The sequence below is a fragment of the Arachnia sp. genome, assembly GCF_057238465.1.
In genome coordinates this window covers 1-16416 of sequence record NZ_DBHHFZ010000010.1, presented here as the reverse complement: position 1 = coordinate 16416, position 16416 = coordinate 1, and the positions used below count along the sequence as shown (strand labels likewise).

At 65.6% G+C, this 16416-nt stretch carries 14 protein-coding genes, 1 tRNA gene and 1 riboswitch; of the genes, 10 read left to right on the top strand and 5 right to left on the bottom strand.

What is annotated here, in order from left to right; all coding sequences use genetic code 11:
* Window positions 1-100: 100 nt before the first annotated feature.
* From gyrB to ACO6D6_RS11085, 10 genes are all read left to right on the top strand, one after another.
* Window positions 101-2143 (top strand): DNA topoisomerase (ATP-hydrolyzing) subunit B, encoded by a 2043-nt coding sequence (gene gyrB, locus ACO6D6_RS11130; protein WP_484785320.1) that lies wholly within the window; start codon window positions 101-103, stop codon window positions 2141-2143.
* A 32-nt stretch (window positions 2144-2175) separates the two neighbouring features.
* A complete protein-coding gene (gene gyrA / locus ACO6D6_RS11125; RefSeq protein ID WP_484785319.1) occupies window positions 2176-4809 on the top strand; it encodes a DNA gyrase subunit A in 2634 nt (877 codons plus the stop codon).
* 40 nt (window positions 4810-4849) lie between these two features.
* Window positions 4850-5818, top strand: a complete 969-nt coding sequence (locus ACO6D6_RS11120; RefSeq protein ID WP_484785318.1) for a DUF3566 domain-containing protein — start codon at window positions 4850-4852, stop codon at window positions 5816-5818.
* A gap of 55 nt (window positions 5819-5873) precedes the next feature.
* A tRNA-Ile gene (locus ACO6D6_RS11115) sits at window positions 5874-5947 on the top strand.
* A gap of 150 nt (window positions 5948-6097) precedes the next feature.
* Window positions 6098-6454, top strand: coding sequence for a DUF4190 domain-containing protein (locus tag ACO6D6_RS11110; protein WP_484785317.1), 357 nt, complete (start codon window positions 6098-6100; stop codon window positions 6452-6454).
* Window positions 6455-6541: 87 nt separating this feature from the next.
* Window positions 6542-6722: riboswitch (cobalamin riboswitch) on the top strand.
* Between the two features lie 146 nt (window positions 6723-6868).
* Entirely contained in the window at window positions 6869-8410 is a 1542-nt protein-coding gene (locus ACO6D6_RS11105; RefSeq protein WP_484785316.1) for an ABC transporter substrate-binding protein, read from the top strand.
* A 3-nt stretch (window positions 8411-8413) separates the two neighbouring features.
* Entirely contained in the window at window positions 8414-9349 is a 936-nt protein-coding gene (locus ACO6D6_RS11100) for an ABC transporter permease (RefSeq protein WP_484785315.1), read from the top strand.
* Window positions 9346-10173 carry a nickel transporter permease gene (gene nikC / locus ACO6D6_RS11095; RefSeq protein ID WP_484785314.1) on the top strand — a complete coding sequence of 276 codons (828 nt, stop codon included), beginning with the start codon at window positions 9346-9348 and terminating at the stop codon, window positions 10171-10173. The genes ACO6D6_RS11100 and nikC overlap by 4 nt, the downstream gene beginning before the upstream one ends.
* Complete coding sequence (locus ACO6D6_RS11090; protein ID WP_484785313.1) at window positions 10160-10972, top strand: ATP-binding cassette domain-containing protein; 813 nt, start codon at window positions 10160-10162, stop codon at window positions 10970-10972. Before nikC ends, ACO6D6_RS11090 begins: the two co-directional genes overlap by 14 nt.
* Window positions 10969-11763, top strand: a complete 795-nt coding sequence (locus ACO6D6_RS11085; RefSeq protein ID WP_484785312.1) for an ABC transporter ATP-binding protein — start codon at window positions 10969-10971, stop codon at window positions 11761-11763. Before ACO6D6_RS11090 ends, ACO6D6_RS11085 begins: the two co-directional genes overlap by 4 nt.
* A gap of 75 nt (window positions 11764-11838) precedes the next feature.
* Here the strand turns inward: ACO6D6_RS11085 and ACO6D6_RS11080 are convergent, their stop codons facing one another.
* The 5 genes from ACO6D6_RS11080 to ACO6D6_RS11060 all read right to left on the bottom strand — a co-directional run bounded on the left by ACO6D6_RS11080 (window position 11839) and on the right by ACO6D6_RS11060 (window position 15982).
* Window positions 11839-12702, bottom strand: a complete 864-nt coding sequence (locus ACO6D6_RS11080) for a metal ABC transporter permease (protein ID WP_484785311.1) — start codon at window positions 12700-12702, stop codon at window positions 11839-11841.
* Window positions 12699-13604: a metal ABC transporter permease gene (locus tag ACO6D6_RS11075; RefSeq protein WP_484785310.1), complete on the bottom strand. Its 906-nt coding sequence runs from the start codon at window positions 13602-13604 to the stop codon at window positions 12699-12701. The genes ACO6D6_RS11080 and ACO6D6_RS11075 overlap by 4 nt, the downstream gene beginning before the upstream one ends.
* Complete coding sequence (locus tag ACO6D6_RS11070) at window positions 13601-14317, bottom strand: metal ABC transporter ATP-binding protein (protein ID WP_484785309.1); 717 nt, start codon at window positions 14315-14317, stop codon at window positions 13601-13603. Before ACO6D6_RS11070 ends, ACO6D6_RS11075 begins: the two co-directional genes overlap by 4 nt.
* Complete coding sequence (locus tag ACO6D6_RS11065; protein WP_484785308.1) at window positions 14317-15282, bottom strand: metal ABC transporter solute-binding protein, Zn/Mn family; 966 nt, start codon at window positions 15280-15282, stop codon at window positions 14317-14319. Before ACO6D6_RS11065 ends, ACO6D6_RS11070 begins: the two co-directional genes overlap by 1 nt.
* A gap of 142 nt (window positions 15283-15424) precedes the next feature.
* Window positions 15425-15982: a PadR family transcriptional regulator gene (locus ACO6D6_RS11060; RefSeq protein WP_484785307.1), complete on the bottom strand. Its 558-nt coding sequence runs from the start codon at window positions 15980-15982 to the stop codon at window positions 15425-15427.
* Window positions 15983-16416: the final 434 nt, after the last annotated feature.

The window sequence follows — 16416 nt, the reverse complement described above, 5'->3', positions numbered from 1 at the left end:
TTCTGGCCGGATGGCGGGGTGTTCAGGGAGCGTGTCAAGTAGGTTTCGAGGTAGACTTGCCAAGGTTGTACACGCCGTCGGTTCACCCGGCGGCTGTTTCATGGAATGGGAGCACCGCGTGACAGAAGAGCAGGCCAGCGAGTTGGAACCCCAGTACGAGGCCGAGCAGTCCGGCGACACACACACCGACGCGGCCTACGACGCGGAGCAGATCTCGGTGCTGGAGGGCCTGGATGCGGTTCGCAAACGTCCCGGCATGTACATCGGATCCACCGGTGAGCGCGGCCTGCACCACCTGGTCTACGAGATCGTGGACAACGCCGTCGACGAGGCCCTGGCCGGTTACTGCGACCAGATCGACATCGCCCTGCTCGACAACGGCGGCGTGCGCGTCGCCGACAACGGCCGCGGCATCCCCGTCAAGGAACACCCCGTGGAGAAAATTCCGACGGTGACCCTGGTGCTCACCGTCCTCCACGCCGGCGGCAAATTCGGCAACGGCGGCTACAAGGTCTCCGGCGGCCTCCACGGCGTCGGGTCGTCGGTGGTCAACGCGTTGTCGAAGGAGTTCACCGTCGAGGTTTCCCGCGACGGCCACCGCTACGTGCAGACCTTCGACCTGGGCGTTCCCCGCTACGACCTCCAGGAGCTGGAGGAAACCGAGGACACCGGCACCACCATCACCTTCTACCCCAGCCCGGAGATCTTCGAGACCACCGTCTTCAACTACGAGACCCTCGCCACTCGTTTCCGCGAGATGGCCTTCCTCAACAAGGGGCTCAGGCTCACCCTCACCGACCTGCGCACCGTCGACCGGGAGGGCGAGGACTCCGAGGAGGAGCATCGCCACGACTCGTTCCGTTTCGAAAACGGCCTGATCGACTACGTGCGCTACCTGTCGCAGTCGAAGGATCCCATCCATCCCAGCGTCATCGACGTCGAGTCCCACGACGACGTCCAGGGCATGAGCCTGGAGATCGCGATGCAGTGGAACGCCTCCTACGCCAGCTCGGTGCACACCTTCGCCAACACCATCAACACCCACGAGGGCGGCACCCACGAGGAGGGTTTCCGCGCGGCCCTGACCAACACCGTCAACCGCTGGGGCGAGACCTGGGGTCTGGTGAAGAAGAAGGAGGACCGGGTCTCCGGCGACGACATCCGCGAGGGCCTGACCGCCATCATCTCCATCAAACTCGCCGAGCCGCAGTTCGAGGGCCAGACCAAGACCAAACTCGGCAACACCGAGGCCAAGTCGTTCGTGCAGAAGGTCCTCAACGACCGGTTGGGCGACTGGTTCGAACGCAACCCCTCCGAGGGCAAGGACATCATCCGCAAGTCGCAGGCGGCCGCACTCGCCCGGATCGCCGCCCGAAAGGCCCGCGACATGGCCCGCAACCGCAAGGGTCTCCTCGGCGGCGGCGGTCTGCCCGGCAAGCTCGTCGACTGCCAGTCCCGCAACCCCGGAGACTGCGAGGTGTTCATCGTCGAGGGTGACTCCGCGGGCGGTTCGGCACGCGGCGGACGCGACCCGAAGACGCAGGCCATCCTCCCGATCCGCGGCAAGATCCTCAACGTCGAGAAGGCCCGCTTGGACAAGATCCTCGCCAACAAGGAGGTCGAGGCGATCATCAACGCCCTCGGCACCGGCATCCAGGAGGACTTCGACCTCGACAAGCTGCGCTACCACAAGATCGTGCTGATGGCCGACGCCGACGTCGACGGCGCCCACATCCGCACCCTCCTGCTGACGCTGCTGTTCCGGTTCATGCGTCCCCTCATCGACGCCGGGCACGTCTACCTGGCCCAGCCGCCGCTGTTCCGGCTGCGCTGGACCAATGCGCCTCACGAACTGGCCTACAGCGATGAGGAACGCGACACGATGCGTGACACCGGGCTGGCCGAGGGCAAGAAACTGCCCAGCGTAAACCCGATCCAGCGCTACAAGGGTCTCGGTGAGATGAACGCCGACGATCTGTGGGAGACCACCATGGATCCGGCCAAACGCATCCTGCTGCAGGTCAACCTGCAGGATGCCGCCATGGCTGACCAGATGTTCTCCATCCTGATGGGCGAGGACGTCGAGCAGCGGCGCAGCTTCATCCAGCACAACGCCCGCGACGTCCGGTTCCTGGACATCTGATCCCCGCGACCCGAAGGCTAAGGAGTTACCAAGTGGCTGACGAGACCGAGCGCCCCGAGGGCGTCGACGAACAGCTCGAGGCCGAGGCGCAGGGCCTCTCCATGATGCAGGGGCACACCACCCCCGTCGATCTCCAGGTGGAGATCCAGAAGTCCTACCTCGACTACGCCATGTCCGTGATCGTCGGGCGCGCCCTCCCGGACGTGCGCGACGGCCTGAAACCCGTGCACCGCCGCGTCCTGTACGCCATGTGGGACGGTGGATACCGCCCCGACCGCGGCTGGAACAAGTGTTCCCGTGTGGTCGGCGAGGTGATGGGCCTCTACCACCCCCACGGCGACAGCGCCATCTACGACGCCCTGGTGCGTCTGGCGCAGCCGTGGGCGATGCGGCATCCCCTGGTCGCAGGGCAGGGCAACTTCGGTTCCCAGGGCAACGACAAGGCGGCCGCCATGCGCTACACCGAGTGCAAGATGGCGCCGCTGGCCGTCGAGATGGTCCGCGACATCGAACAGGACACCGTCGACTTCAAACCCAACTACGACAACCGCGACTCCGAACCGACGGTGCTGCCGGCGCGGTTCCCGAACCTCCTCGTGAACGGATCCACGGGCATCGCGGTGGGCATGGCCACCAACATCCCCACCCACAACCTGCGCGAGGTCAACGACGCCGTCCAGTGGGCGCTGACCCACCCCGAGGCCACCAGGGAGGAACTCCTCGAGGCCGCGATGGCCCGCATCCAGGGACCCGACTTCCCCGGCGGCGGTTTGATTGTCGGGCGGCGCGGTATCGAGGACGCCTACCGCACGGGACGCGGATCGGTGATCATGCGGGCCGTCATGGAGCTGGAGGAGGACTCCTCCGGGCGCCAGTGCATCGCGATCACGCAGCTGCCCTACATGTGCAACCCCGACAACCTGGCAACCAAGATCGCGGAGCTGGTGAACTCGGGGCGCCTCACCGGCATCTCCGACATCCGCGACGACACCTCCGCCCGCACCGGACTGCGCCTGGTGATCGTGCTGAAACGCGACGCCCAGCCGCGGGTCGTGATGAACAACCTGTACAAGCACACCGCGCTGCAGGACACCTTCGGCTGCAACATGCTGGCGCTCGTCGACGACGTGCCCCGCACCCTGCGGCTCGACCAGTTCATCGCGCAGTGGATCAAACACCAGATCGAGGTCATCCGCCGCCGCACCGCCTTCCAGCTCGCCGACGCCGAGAAACGCGCCCACCTGGATCGCGGCCTGGTCAAGGCCCTCAACATGCTCGACGAGGTCATCGCGCTGATCCGGGCCTCCCGCACCGCCGAGGAGGCCTCGCGGGGCCTCCAGGAGCTCCTCGACATCGACGAACTCCAGGCCCGTTTCATCCTCGACCAGCAGCTGCGGCGGCTGGCGTCGATGGAGATCCAGAAGATCATCGACCGGCTGGCCGAGATCGAACGGCTCATCGCCGACCTCAAGGACATCCTCGCCTCCGACGAACGCCAGCGCGCCATCATCGGCGCCGAGCTGCAGGAGATCACCGACAAGTACGGCGACGAACGGCGCACCCGCATCGTCGCCGCCGACGGCGACTTCTCCGAGGAGGATTTCATCGCCGACGAGGATGTCGTGGTAACCATCACGCACGGCGGCTACGCCAAACGCACCCGAGCCGACCAGTACCGGGTGCAGAAACGCGGTGGCAAGGGGGTTCGCGGGGCCACCCTGCGTGCCGACGACGAGGTGGCGCACCTGTTCAAGGCCACCAACCACGAGTGGCTGCTGTTCTTCACCAACCTGGGCCGGGTGTACCGGGCGAAGGTGTGGCAGCTGCCCGAGGCGGGCCGCGACGCGAAGGGCGGGCACGTCGCGGGACTGCTCAGTTTCCTGCCGGACGAGCACATCGCGCAGGTGCTGACGCTGCGCTCCTACAGCGACGCCCCCTACCTGCTGCTGGCCACCCGCAGGGGTTTCGTCAAGAAAACCACGCTCAGCTCCTACGACTCGCCGCGGCAGGCGGGTGTGATCGCCATCAACTTCCGTGAGGAGGGCGACGAACTGATCGGGGCGTCGCTGTGTTCGTCCATCGACGACGTGCTGCTGATCTCCCGCAAGGGCCAGGCCATCCGTTTCCGGGCCTCCGACGACGAGCTGCGTCCCATGGGTCGCGCCACATCCGGGGTGACCGGGATGCGGTTCCGAGACGGCGACGAGCTGCTTTCCATGGCGGTGCTGGGCGGTGACGACGATCTCGACGGCCGGTTCGTGTTCACCGTCACCGACGGGGGGTTCGCGAAACGCACCACCGTCGGCGAGTACCGTCAGCAGGGCCGCGGCGGCCTCGGAATCAAGGCGATGCGTCTGTCCGATGGCCGCGGATCCCTGGTCGGTGGGCTGATCGTGGGCGACGGCGACGAGGTGATCTCGATCAAACAATCGGGGCAGGTCGTCCGTTCGGCCGTGGCCGATGTTCCCGTCAAGGGGCGCGACACCATGGGGGTCAAGTTCGTCGGTGTCAGGGGTGACGACGCCGTGGCTGCGATCGCCCTCTACCCGGAGGCCACTGCGGAACTCCCCGATACGGATGCGGAAACGACTGCGGAACCGGGTACGGTGAACCAGACAGCAGTCGAGACGGCCGAGGAGGCCGAGGAGGGAAACGGCGATGAGTGACAAGACTCCCCATTGGCCTGGGGCGGATGGGAAGCCGGGTGTGAATTTCGGACCCAAGTCGCTGCCGGAGACCGAAGGTGGGAAACCCACCCCGAAGGGTGCGGGAAAGGGTGGTTCCTCAAACCCGCGTCTTGACGCTGCGGCGAAGAACCAACCGGGTCAGGCGCTCGCGGTGCCGGGAAAGAACAACAAGCAGGTGAAACAGACCGGCGGGAAACCCTCCCAGCCCGGGAAACCCCAGCAGGGCGGGAAGCAACCCGCGGTCGGGGCCAAGGCCGCCCCCCAGGCGCTACCGGGCCCGGTCGGTGACAAGAAACCGGGCACCGCGAACCCCAAGCAGCCGAACAAGCCCAATCAGAGGACCGCGCGCCCGATGCCGCAGCAGGTCAGGGCCGCCCTGCCCGGAACCCAACCCGGGAAACCAGCGGGCGCCCAGCAAGCAGCCGGCGCCACGGCTGGAACGGCCGCTCCAGGGGCGGCCGCAGCTGGGGCAGCTGCTGCTGGGGCGACGACCAAGGTGGCGGGAGACACCGCCAAGGCAGCCCCTTGGGCCGCCACCCCCACCGTCGGCAAATCGGACAAAACCGCCAAGGACAAGTCCCACAAACCCGAGGGGACGCTGTCGAAGGTCGGGGAGGTGCGCCGCACCCGCAAGGCCAGGCTGCGCATCTCCCGCATAGACCCCTGGTCGGTGATGAAGACCACGTTCCTGTTCTCCATAGCTTTCGGGATCATGCTGGTGGTCATCGTTGCCGTGCTGTGGGCCGTCGTCGCGGGTTCCGGCGCGCTCCAGTCCATCAACTCGACCATGACCCAGCTGATCGGTGACTCCGGAAGCCAGTTCAACGTCGAGGACTACATCAACGCCGGACGGGTCATCGGTTTCGCCGCGGTCCTGGCGGCCCTGGACGTCGTCATCATCACCGCGGTGTCGACGTTGTTCGCCTTCTTGTACAACCTGGCGGCAGCCGTCATCGGTGGCCTTGAGGTCACCCTCGCGGAGGACTGAAACCCAACTTGTCAGGTCAACGACGGGTGTTGTAGAGTTCAGCGTCGTTGACGACGGGCCTATAGCTCAGGCGGTTAGAGCGCATCCCTGATAAGGATGAGGTCGCTGGTTCAAGTCCAGCTAGGCCCACACCGTGCCGGAAACGCAGGCGCCGGAAGTCCGGAAACGCTTCCGCGCCACCTGACTCCGATCCCACACCCATGAGCGGGGCTTCTGTTAACCTCTTTCAAGAACGCTTCCCGGCGAAGTTGCCGAGGAAACCTGATCCGAGGAAATCCCATGTACTGCAAGGAATGTGGCGAACAAATCTCATCGAGCAGCAAGTTCTGCTCCGAGTGCGGGAACAGCACGTCCTGGGGATCGAACCACGGTGACAGCAACCCCTACCCGCCCCCGCAGGCGGGAACTGACTCGATGTGTGTGGGCAGCGCCATCGCGGGGGTCATCGCCCTCCTGCTCCCGTTGTTCGGCGTCACCGGCGTCATTGCAATCGTGTGCGGGGTCAAGGGCAGGTCGAGCGCAGGTGAAACCGGAGCGGGTGGTCGCGGTCTCGCGACCCTCGGGATAGTTCTGGGGTTCCTGTCGCTCCTGCGGATGGTACTGGGGTTCCTGACCCTGGCCAGCATGACGGGGTGATGAGAATAGCAACCGGCAACGACCCGGTGGCGCAACCAAAACGATACCGACTCTCATTATAGTAGAGTTCTGTACCAAAGTTATGTTACTCTCACCTCGCGAACTGGTGGTGAGTGGTCTCCACCCACCACGGAACCCGGTGGGAATCCGGGACTGACGCGCAGCGGTGAAGGTGACGAGGCCGGCAGCAGCCACTGGGGGCGACCCCGGGAAGGTGCCGGGGGAGGGCGATCCTGAGTCCGAAGACAGCCAGTTCGCGACGTCGACGGGCTTCGCGGTCAGGCTTCGGAGCGGCGATGTCCCGGGTGCGTCTGCGCATCTCGTGGAACCATCGTTACGGGGCAATCGTGGCAGCGCCGTCGAACAACTTGAGCACCACCCAACGCCGCTACCCGATGAAAGGCTGCACCCGACATGCTCACACGACCCGCCACCTGGCTGGCCGCGGCTCTGACCGCCGTCACCCTGCTGTTCAGCGCCTGTGGTCTCCCCTCGAACCAGGCGTCGACGGAGGGCAAGACCCTGAGGCTCATCACCGTCCTCGCCGCCGACAGCACCGACGCCCACCAGAACCAGACCGCCTTCATCTTCAGCTCCGGAACGGTCGAGACCCTCGTGGGCGTCGATCCCCAGACCCTGCAGATCCGCCCCTGGCTGGCCGAGAAGTGGGAGAGCACCGACGCCCAGAACTGGACCTTCACCCTCCGCAAGGGTGTCAAGTTCCACAACGGCACCGAGATGACCGCTGAGAAGGTCAAGGCCAGCCTCGAGAACTCGATAGCAGTCAACCCCGGCATCAAGAAGGCGCTGCGGATCCAGTCCATCGAGGCGACGGACCAGCACACGCTGAAGATCGTCACCGAAACCGTCTACCCGGCCCTGCCGTCCAGCCTGGTGCACTACAACTCGGTGATCGTCGACACCTCCGCCAAGGATTCCAAATTCCCCATCGGGACGGGTGCGTTCAAGTTCGAGAGCTTCGACATCAACGGTGAGGCCGTGCTGGTGCGCAACGACGACTACTACGACGGCAAGGCGAAGCTCGACCGCGTGGTCATGACCGCCAACAGCGACGCCAACGGCCGCAGGTCCGCCCTCCAGGCCGGGGACGCCGACGTCATCTACCGCCCCTCCCTCGACTCCCTGAGCACCCTCCAGGCCGACTCCACGCTTCAGGTCGACAGCAGGCCCGGCACCCGCGTCTACCACATGCTCTACAACTACTCCGGTTCCAATGCCGCGCTCTGGGGCAACGAGGAGTTCCGCAAGGGCATCGACGCGCTGGTGGATCGTGAATCCATCGTCAAGGATGTCATGGGCGGCCAGGCCCAGGTGGCCTACGACGTCTTCCCCGGCGACTACCCGATCTCCCCGAAGGTGGCGGCCCACCCGTTCAGCACCGAGGAGGCCCTCAAGCACTTCGAGGCCGCCGGACTCCAGGTCAGCGACGGCAAGGTGACCCGCGACGGTCAGCCGCTCACCCTCAAGCTCGTCACCTACGACGCCCGCCCCGAACTGCCGAAGATCGCGCAGGTCGTCCAGGACCAGGCCCGCAAGGTCGGCATCGACATGCAGATCGCCAAGGCCGAGAACATCGACGAGTACCTCCCGCAGAACGACTGGGACCTCACGACCTACTCGCTGCTGACCATCACCCGCGGCGACGGCTCCTTCTTCCTCAACAGCTCCTTCGGTGAGGGAGCAGCCCAGAACCACGGCAAACTCGCCGATCCCGAGCTGCTGGCCAAGCTGGAGAAGTACAACACCGAGGCCGACACCACCGCCCGCACCACGCTGGCCAAGGAGATCGCCCAGTACATCGACACCAAGTACTACAACTCCTACATCACCGCCCCCTACGAGACCAGCGCCAGCAAGAAGACCGTGACCGGCTGGGCGACCCCCGGCAACGAGTTCGAGTTCCAGATGATCACCAAGGACCTGGACATCTCCTGAGCCATGAGGAAATGGTTGATCAGCCTGGTCGAGGTCGCGGTCTTCGTCCTGTTGCTGACGGTTGTCAGTTTCCTGGTTGTGAAGCTGGCGCCCGGCGACGAGACCCGCTCGCTGCTGCGGATGGACACCATCGAGGTCACCCAGGGTGACATCGAGGCCCTCCGGAACGAACGCGGCCTCAACGCGCCCGTCTGGGAGCAGTACTCCGCCTACCTGATGAACCTGCTGAGGCTGAACTTCGGCAACTCCTCGATGACCGGGAAACCGGTCATCGAGGGGATCGCCAACGCCTTCCCCAGCACGCTCATCCTGGCCGGGTGGTCCCTGGTGGCCGCCTTCATCATCGCCGGCCTGCTGGGCACCCTGGCGGCCCGCAACGTCGGGAAATGGCCGGACCGCCTGGCCCAGGGAATCATCCTGCTCTCCTCCTCCATGCCGACTTTCTGGTTGGGTCTGCTGCTGCTGAACGTGTTCGCGATCAGCCTCAAGTTGCTGCCCTCCCAGGCGACGAGACCCGGCGGCCTGGTGATGCCCATCATCTGCATGACCATCGCCATCGTGCCGCCCTACGTGAAGGTGTTCCGCAACAGCCTCGTCGACGCGCAGGAGGCGGACTTCGTCCGGGCTTCGCGTTCGCGGGGCCTGCACGAATCGACGGTCTTCGGCAAGCACGTGCTGCGGGCCAGCCTCATACCCCTGGTAACCATCATGGGCATGAGCCTCGGTGGCCTCCTCGGGGGCACCGTGGTGGTGGAGAAGATCTTCGCCATCCAGGGCATCGGGATGCTGGTGCTCGACTCCCTGACCAAACGCGACTATCCCACGATCCAGGCCTTCATCCTGCTGATCGGCATCGTGGTCTTCCTCATCAACGGGCTGGTGGATCTGTCCTACCGCTGGCTGGATCCCGCCATCGCGCTCAAGGGGAGGAAGGCATGAGCACCGGAAAACGTGTCGTCATGATCGCGGTCGCGGTGTTCCTGGTGCTGCTGATCATCGGCCCCTGGATCGCGCCGCAGGACCCGAACCTGACCGCGACGGCCGACAAGCTCCAGGGACCGAGCGCCGCCCACTGGTTCGGGACCGACGACCTAGGTCGCGACGTGTTCTCCCGCATCCTGACCGGCGGGCTCACCACGGTGGGGCTCAGCGCGCTGGCGCTGGGAATCTCCATCCTGATCGGGGTTCCGCTGGGTCTGCTGTCCGGATATCTGGGTGGACGCACCGACTGGACCCTGATGCGGGCCGTCGACATCTTCCTGGCGCTGCCGGAGTACATCGTCGCCATGATCATCGCGGGCCTGATGGGTCAGGGATTCGGGAACCTGCTGCTGGCCATCCTCATCATCAAGTGGGTGGGCTACACCCGCCTGACCAGGAGCGTCGTCATGCAGGAGAAGGCGAAGGACTACCTGATGGTCTCCACCATCAGCGGAACCTCCACCTTCTCGATCATGCGACGCCACCTGCTGCCGCACATCGTCGGCCCGGTCATGGCCCTGGCGACGGTGGACATCGGCAAGGTGATCCTGCTCGTGGCATCGCTGTCCTACCTGGGGTTGGGTGTGCAGCTTCCCTCCGCCGAGTGGGGGGCCATGCTCAACGAGGCCCAGATGTTCTTCACCCAGGCCCCACACCTCATGCTGGCGCCCGGCCTGGCGATCTTCCTGGTGGTGTGCGCCGCGAACTGGCTCGGCGATCAGCTGCAGAGCCTCTACGCCATTTCCGGGGAACGGAAGGAGGAGACCGGTGTCGCTGCTTAGGATCGACGAACTGCGCGTCACGACCCGCACCAGGGAGCTGGTGCACGGCATCGACCTGCGCATCGAGACCGGCGAGTGGCTGGCCGTCGTCGGGGAGAGCGGGTCGGGCAAGTCCTTGACGGCCTTCTCCATCGCCAACCTGCTGCCGCGCGGGCTGAGACGTCGCGCCAAGGTCATGCGCTTCGGCGACAAGGACCTGCTGGCCGTTTCGAAGGAGGAGATGCGGCAGCTGCGCGGCAACGACATCGCCTACGTCTTCCAGGACTACCAGGCGGCGTTCTCGCCGTACTACCGGATCGGGCGGCAGCTCGACGAGGTGATGCGCAGCCACACCGACTGGGACGAGAAGCGCCGGGGGAAACGGGCCGCTGCGGTCCTCGAACAGCTGCAGCTGCCCGCTGAACTGCTGAAGCGCTACCCGTTCCAGGTCAGCGGCGGGCAGTTGCAGCGCGCCGCCCTCGCGGCCGCGATCCTGCTGAAACCCAAACTGATCATCGCCGACGAACCCACCACGGCCCTCGACGCGGTCAACGCGTCGCTGGTGCTCGACCAGATCGCGGAGATCCAGAAACGGGAGGGCTGCGCGGTGTTGTTCATCACCCACAACCTGCGGGTGCTGAGCCGGTTCGCCGACCGGATGGTGATCATGCAGGGCGGCGAGATCAAGGAACGGGGCACCACGAAGGAGATCTTCGATTCCCCGAAGGAACGGATCACCCGCAACCTGATCGCCGCCATTCCGCCGCTGCGCAACATCCCGTCCCGGTTGCCCGTCTTCACGGAAGGAGCCGCCTCGTGAGCGAAACCGTCGAGCAGGTCGGGGCTCCCCCCGTCCTGGAGGTCGAGGACCTGCACAAGACCTATCCCGGCGGCACCCACGCCGTCAAGGGGGTTTCGTTCACGATCAACAAGGGTGAATGCCTCGGGGTCGTCGGGGAGAGCGGGTCGGGCAAGTCGACGCTTGCCAAGTGCCTGCTGACCCTGGAACCGGCCTCCGCCGGCCGGGCTACGTTGGAGGGAGAGTCCCTCCTCCAGCGTCGCGGCAAGGGGTTGCGTGACATCCGGCGCCGCCTCCAGGTGGTGTTCCAGAACCCATCGAGTTCGTTCAACTCGCGGCTGACGATGTACGACTCCCTCCTGGAGCCGCTGCGCACCCGGGGTTTCGTCTCGCCGAGTTTCGTGCAGCCGGGGACGCAACGGAAGGTCGCCGAACAGCTCGTCGACCTGGTGCGCCTGCCCGTCTCCTGCCTGGACCGCAAACCCCACGAACTCAGCGGGGGCGAGAAACAGCGGGCAGCGATCGCGCGGGCCATCAGCGTGGAGCCGACCCTCCTGATCTTCGACGAACCCACGGCCAGCCTCGACGTCTCCATCCAGGCCCGGGTGCTGAACCTGCTGCAGGAGTTGAAGGAGGAACTCGGCCTGTCGTCGATGTTCATCTCCCACGATCTCAGCGCGGTGCAGTTCATGAGCGAACGCTCCATCGTGCTGCGCGGCGGCGAGATCGTCGACCGGTTCAGTCGCGACGAACTCTTCGAGGACGGACGCGACCAGTACACCAAGGACCTCATCAAGCTCTTCGAGGGCTGAGGTGACCACAGTTGGTTGAGCCGGCCTGCTCGCTGAACGAGCAGGCCGGCTCAAACCATGGTGAGGGTTTTCGGCTCAGCTGGTGCGCGGAGTGCGGAGCTTCCGCATGACCACCGTCCCCACCACCACCGCCAGATAGATGATCCCGTAGAAGAACGCCAGACCCGACGAGGTGGAGGCGTCGAGGGCGTAAGCGGCCCAGAATCCCGCCACCGAACAGGCGATGGTGACGCCGACGGTGATGAGGTACATGCCGTGGATGCTGTGGGACAGCAGCTGTGCGATGGCCGCGGGGACGATCATCAGAGCCATCACCAGCACCGCACCCGCCGCGTTGAAGGCGGCGGTGATCGTCACGGAGACCACCAGCATGGTCAGGTGACCCAGACGCTTGACCGGGATGCCCATGGTCTGGGCCAGTTCCGGGTCGAAGGCGATCAGCTTGAGCCGGGTGTGCAGCACCGTCAGGTACACGACATTCAGGACCAGCACCCCAGCCATCACCCACAGGTACTGCGGGCCGAGCAGCGTGTTTCCGATCTTCAGCGGCAGGAAGGCGGCCAGGTTGAGGTCCCCGACCAGCACCGCCGATTCGGTGATCTGGACCCCGCTGAACCGGGTGCTGAGCAGCAGCACGCCGATGCTGAACAGGGCCGGGAACACCAGCCCCTGGGGGCCGTCCCCGGAGACCAGTCCCGTCGATTCGAGCAGCTCCGCCCCCAGCACCACCACGGTGCCCATCACGGCCGCCCCGACGATGGACCACGGCGACTGGATGGTTCCCGTGGCCACCGCCGCGATGACGATGCCCGGCAGCACGGCGTGGCTGATGGCGTCGGTCAGCATCGACTGCTTCCGCAGCACCAGCCAGATCCCGGGCAGGGCACAGGTGACGGCGGTGACGATCGCCAGGATCATCACCCACAGCACGAAACTCATGCCGTCACCTCCTTGCGATGACGCCGTCTCGCCCGGATCGTCAGCAGGAGGCTGCGTTTGGGGGCGAACAGGATCGAGACGAAAGCGATTACCGTGACCACCAGCACGATCACGGGGCCAGTGGGCACGCGACCGATCGAGACCGCGAGCCACGACCCGAAGACGGCGCTGAAGGCCCCTATCAGCCCCGACAGCAGCAACATGCTGCCGACGCGTGTGGTCCACTGCCTGGCCGCGATCGGCGGGGCGATGGCCAGCGCCACCATGAGCACCAGTCCGACGGCCTTGAGACCGATCACGATCGACAGCACCACCACCGCGTTCAGCAGCACCGACAGCAGCCGCGAGGAGAACCCCAGCGTTGCCGCGTACTCGGGGTCGAAGCAGCTCAGCTTCAGTTCCTTGAACGCGATGACCGCCACCAGGAAGGTCGCGAGGGAGACGACGACGCTGGAGATGATGTCCTCGAACGTCAGGTGGGAGGAGTTGCCGAACAGGTACTCCGCCAATCCACCCTTGCTGGGGTAGGGCCCGGCGAGGATGATGCGGTGCAGCACCATGCCGCCGCCGAAGAACAGCGCCAACACGATCGCCATCGCCGCATCCACCTTCGTCACCGAGACGCGGGGCAGCCAGTCAACCAGCTGCACCGCCACCAGGGAGACCACCGCGGAACCGAGGATCAGCACCCAGTTGCTGCGACCGTCAATCCCGAAGGACGTGGCGATGATGAAGGCCAGCATCACCCCCCCGATGGAGGAATGGGAGACGACATCCGCCAGGAGGGTGCGTTTCCGCAGGTAGGCGAAGGTGCCGATGGCCCCGGTGGTGAACCCGATGATGACGGTGCCGAGCAGCATCATCCGGTAGGTGTGGTTGGTCAGCAGGTCGAGGGGGTTCATGTTGTCGCCAACCCGTAGGCCTGTTTCACCATCTCGTCGGTGAACACCTCCTTCGTGGGGCCGAAACCCATCACGGTCCGGTTCAGCAGGCAGGTCCAGTCGCACAGCGTCGGGACGGTGGCCAGGTCGTGGTGGACGATGACGACGGTGCGTCCCTCGTCGCGCAGCCCGTGCAGCACGCGCGTGATGGTTTCCTGGCTGGCGGCGTCCACCCCGGCGAAGGGCTCGTCGAGGAGCAGCAGGTCGGACTGCTGGGCCAGCAGCCGCGCCAGGAAGGTGCGTTGGCGCTCACCCCCGGAGAGCTGACTGATGGGCCGGTGCGCCAGATGGGGAATACCGACCCGCCTCAGCGCGGCCGCCGCCACGTCGTGCTCCTTCTTCCCGGGCCGGCGGAACCAGCCCAGGCCACCGTAGGTGCCCATGAGGACGACATCGCTGACCGTGGTCGGGAAGTCCCAGTCGACGCTGCTGGCCTGCCGCATGTAGCCGACGCGGCGACGCACCTTCTGCAACGGCTGGCCGAAGCAGGCGACGGTTCCCTTCGAGGGTTTCAACAGCCCGACCGCGGCCTTCAGCAGCGTCGACTTCCCGGCCCCGTTGGGCCCGATGACGCCAAGCACCACGCCCTGCGGGAGGTCGAGGGTGACCTCCCGCAGAACCAGCGAGTCGCGGTAGGCAAAACTCAACCCGGAGACACTCAGGGCAGCCGTCATCAGCTCAATGCCTCGACGATGGTGGTGACGTTGTGCTTCATGACCCCGAGGTAGGTGTCGACGCCGGCCTCACTGCCGAGGGAGTCGGCGTAGAGCGGCTTGTCGGAGATCTCGACCTGCCAGCCCTTGGCGGCGACGGCCTCCTTGACGGACTGGATCGCCTGGGGGTTCTTGAGGTTGTCCTGGAAGATGACGGGCAGCTTGTGCTTCGCGATCAGGTCGGCCAGCTCGGCGATGTCATCGGCGGACATGTCGGATTCCGAGGTGACGAAGTCGGTGGCGTGGATCTCGATGCCGTAGGCCCGCCCGAAGTAGTTGAAGGCGTCGTGGCCCGTGACCAGCACCCGGCGGTCCTCGGGGATCTTCGCGGTCTCCTGCTTGGCCCAGGTGTCGACTTCCTCGATCTGCTTCTTGTAGGCCTCCGCGTTCTTGTCGTAGTCGGCGGCCTTCGAGGAGTTGACGGTCTTGAGGTGTTCGGCCATCAGGGTCACGACCTGCTGCCAGATCTTGGTGCTGTTCCAGATGTGCGGGTCGTGGAGGTCGTTGCCCTGCTCGTCCTTCTCCGGCCAGGGCAGCAGCTCGCTCTGGTCGATCTTGTTGCCGACGGCTATGTGCTTGGCGCCCAGGGATTCGAGCTGGGTCAGCATCTTGGCCTCCATGTGCACGCCGGAGGAGAAGACCACGTCGGCGGACTGCATCTTCTCGATGTCCTGGGTGGTGGGTTCGTAGGTGTGGGGGTCGCCGCCGGGCTGGACCATCGTCGTGATCTCGGCGTCGGGGTCGAGCACCTTGGCCGCGTCGGCCAGGTAACCGGTGGTCGCGAAGATCGCGAGCTTCTTCCCGCCACCTGCGCTCTCCGAGGCGGAGTTGCTGGGATTGCTGGAGCATCCCGCGACAAGGGCAACTGCGGGGACGGCGGAGAGCGCGGCGATGAGTGAGCGGCGGGTGAGGGTGGTGGGTCGCATGGGGCTTCCTTACTGTCAAAGCGTAAATTAGCTTGCATCAATACGAAATCACGAGGAACCTAACACGCGATACATTCTCAGTACCACTTGGGGTACCCTCCCCGCCGGGATTGCGACTCCCCGCCTCTCAAAATGAGCCGGCCTACTCCTCGTCCCCGGCGAGGATCAGATAAATCCGACGCCGGACCTCGGCGAGCTCCCGGGCGGTCTGCTGACGCTGGGCGTCGGTGCCGGTGCGGCCGACCTGGCGCACGGCCTCGCCGAGCGAGTGCATGAGCTCGCGCAGGCGGGGGCCTTCCTCACGGGCCAGGGGGTCGGGCCATGAGGGGCGGTGCTCCTCGACGTGGGCCCGGCCCGCCTCGGTGAGGGAGACCTCCTTGCGGCCGCCGCTGGTGTCGATCCGGACGAGGCCCTCGTCCTCGAGCTGATTCAGGGTCGGGTAGATGGCGCCGGGGCTGGGGGACCACACCCCGTCGGTGCGCTCGGCGATGGTCTGCATCAGCTGGTAGCCGTGCATCGGCTCCTCGGCGAGCAGCAGGAGAACCGCCACCCGGACGTCACCGCGGCGGCGGGCCCGGCGGCCGAATCCCTCGAAACCCTCAGGAGACCGTCCGCCGCGACGGCGACCGTGCGGACCGTGGGGTCCGTGTGGTCCGTGGGTCTCCCGGAAGCCGTGGTGATCGTGCTTGTTCATGTTCATGACAGATCCTTTCGTGATGGATAACTCTACGATATATCGCGATCTTCCGTAGTTCAAGTTCTGGGTTCCGTGCCTTGTCAGAGGCGAGTTGCGCACCGCCCGGGGAGTGTGTAGTGTTCTCTCTCGCCCCCGAAAGCGCTGGGAAGCGACAGGCCGGGGCACTCCCCCGTCGACGAACCCCGTGGCGAGTGTGCGATCAAGTGGATCCCACTCAAGGCCACGTGCTTGTCGACGTTCCCAAGGAACAGGCCGGGAAGCCCGGTTTGCGAAACAGGGATCCGGGGAGTACAGTGGAGAAGCTGCCCGAAAGGGCGGTGAAACCTGAACAAGGTACAACTCAATGCAAAAACACTGAATTTGACATTCGGTGGAAATGCAGTAAAGTTTACCGGGTTGCTGCTTTGGTGGCTTCCGAATCTTGAGAACTCAACAGC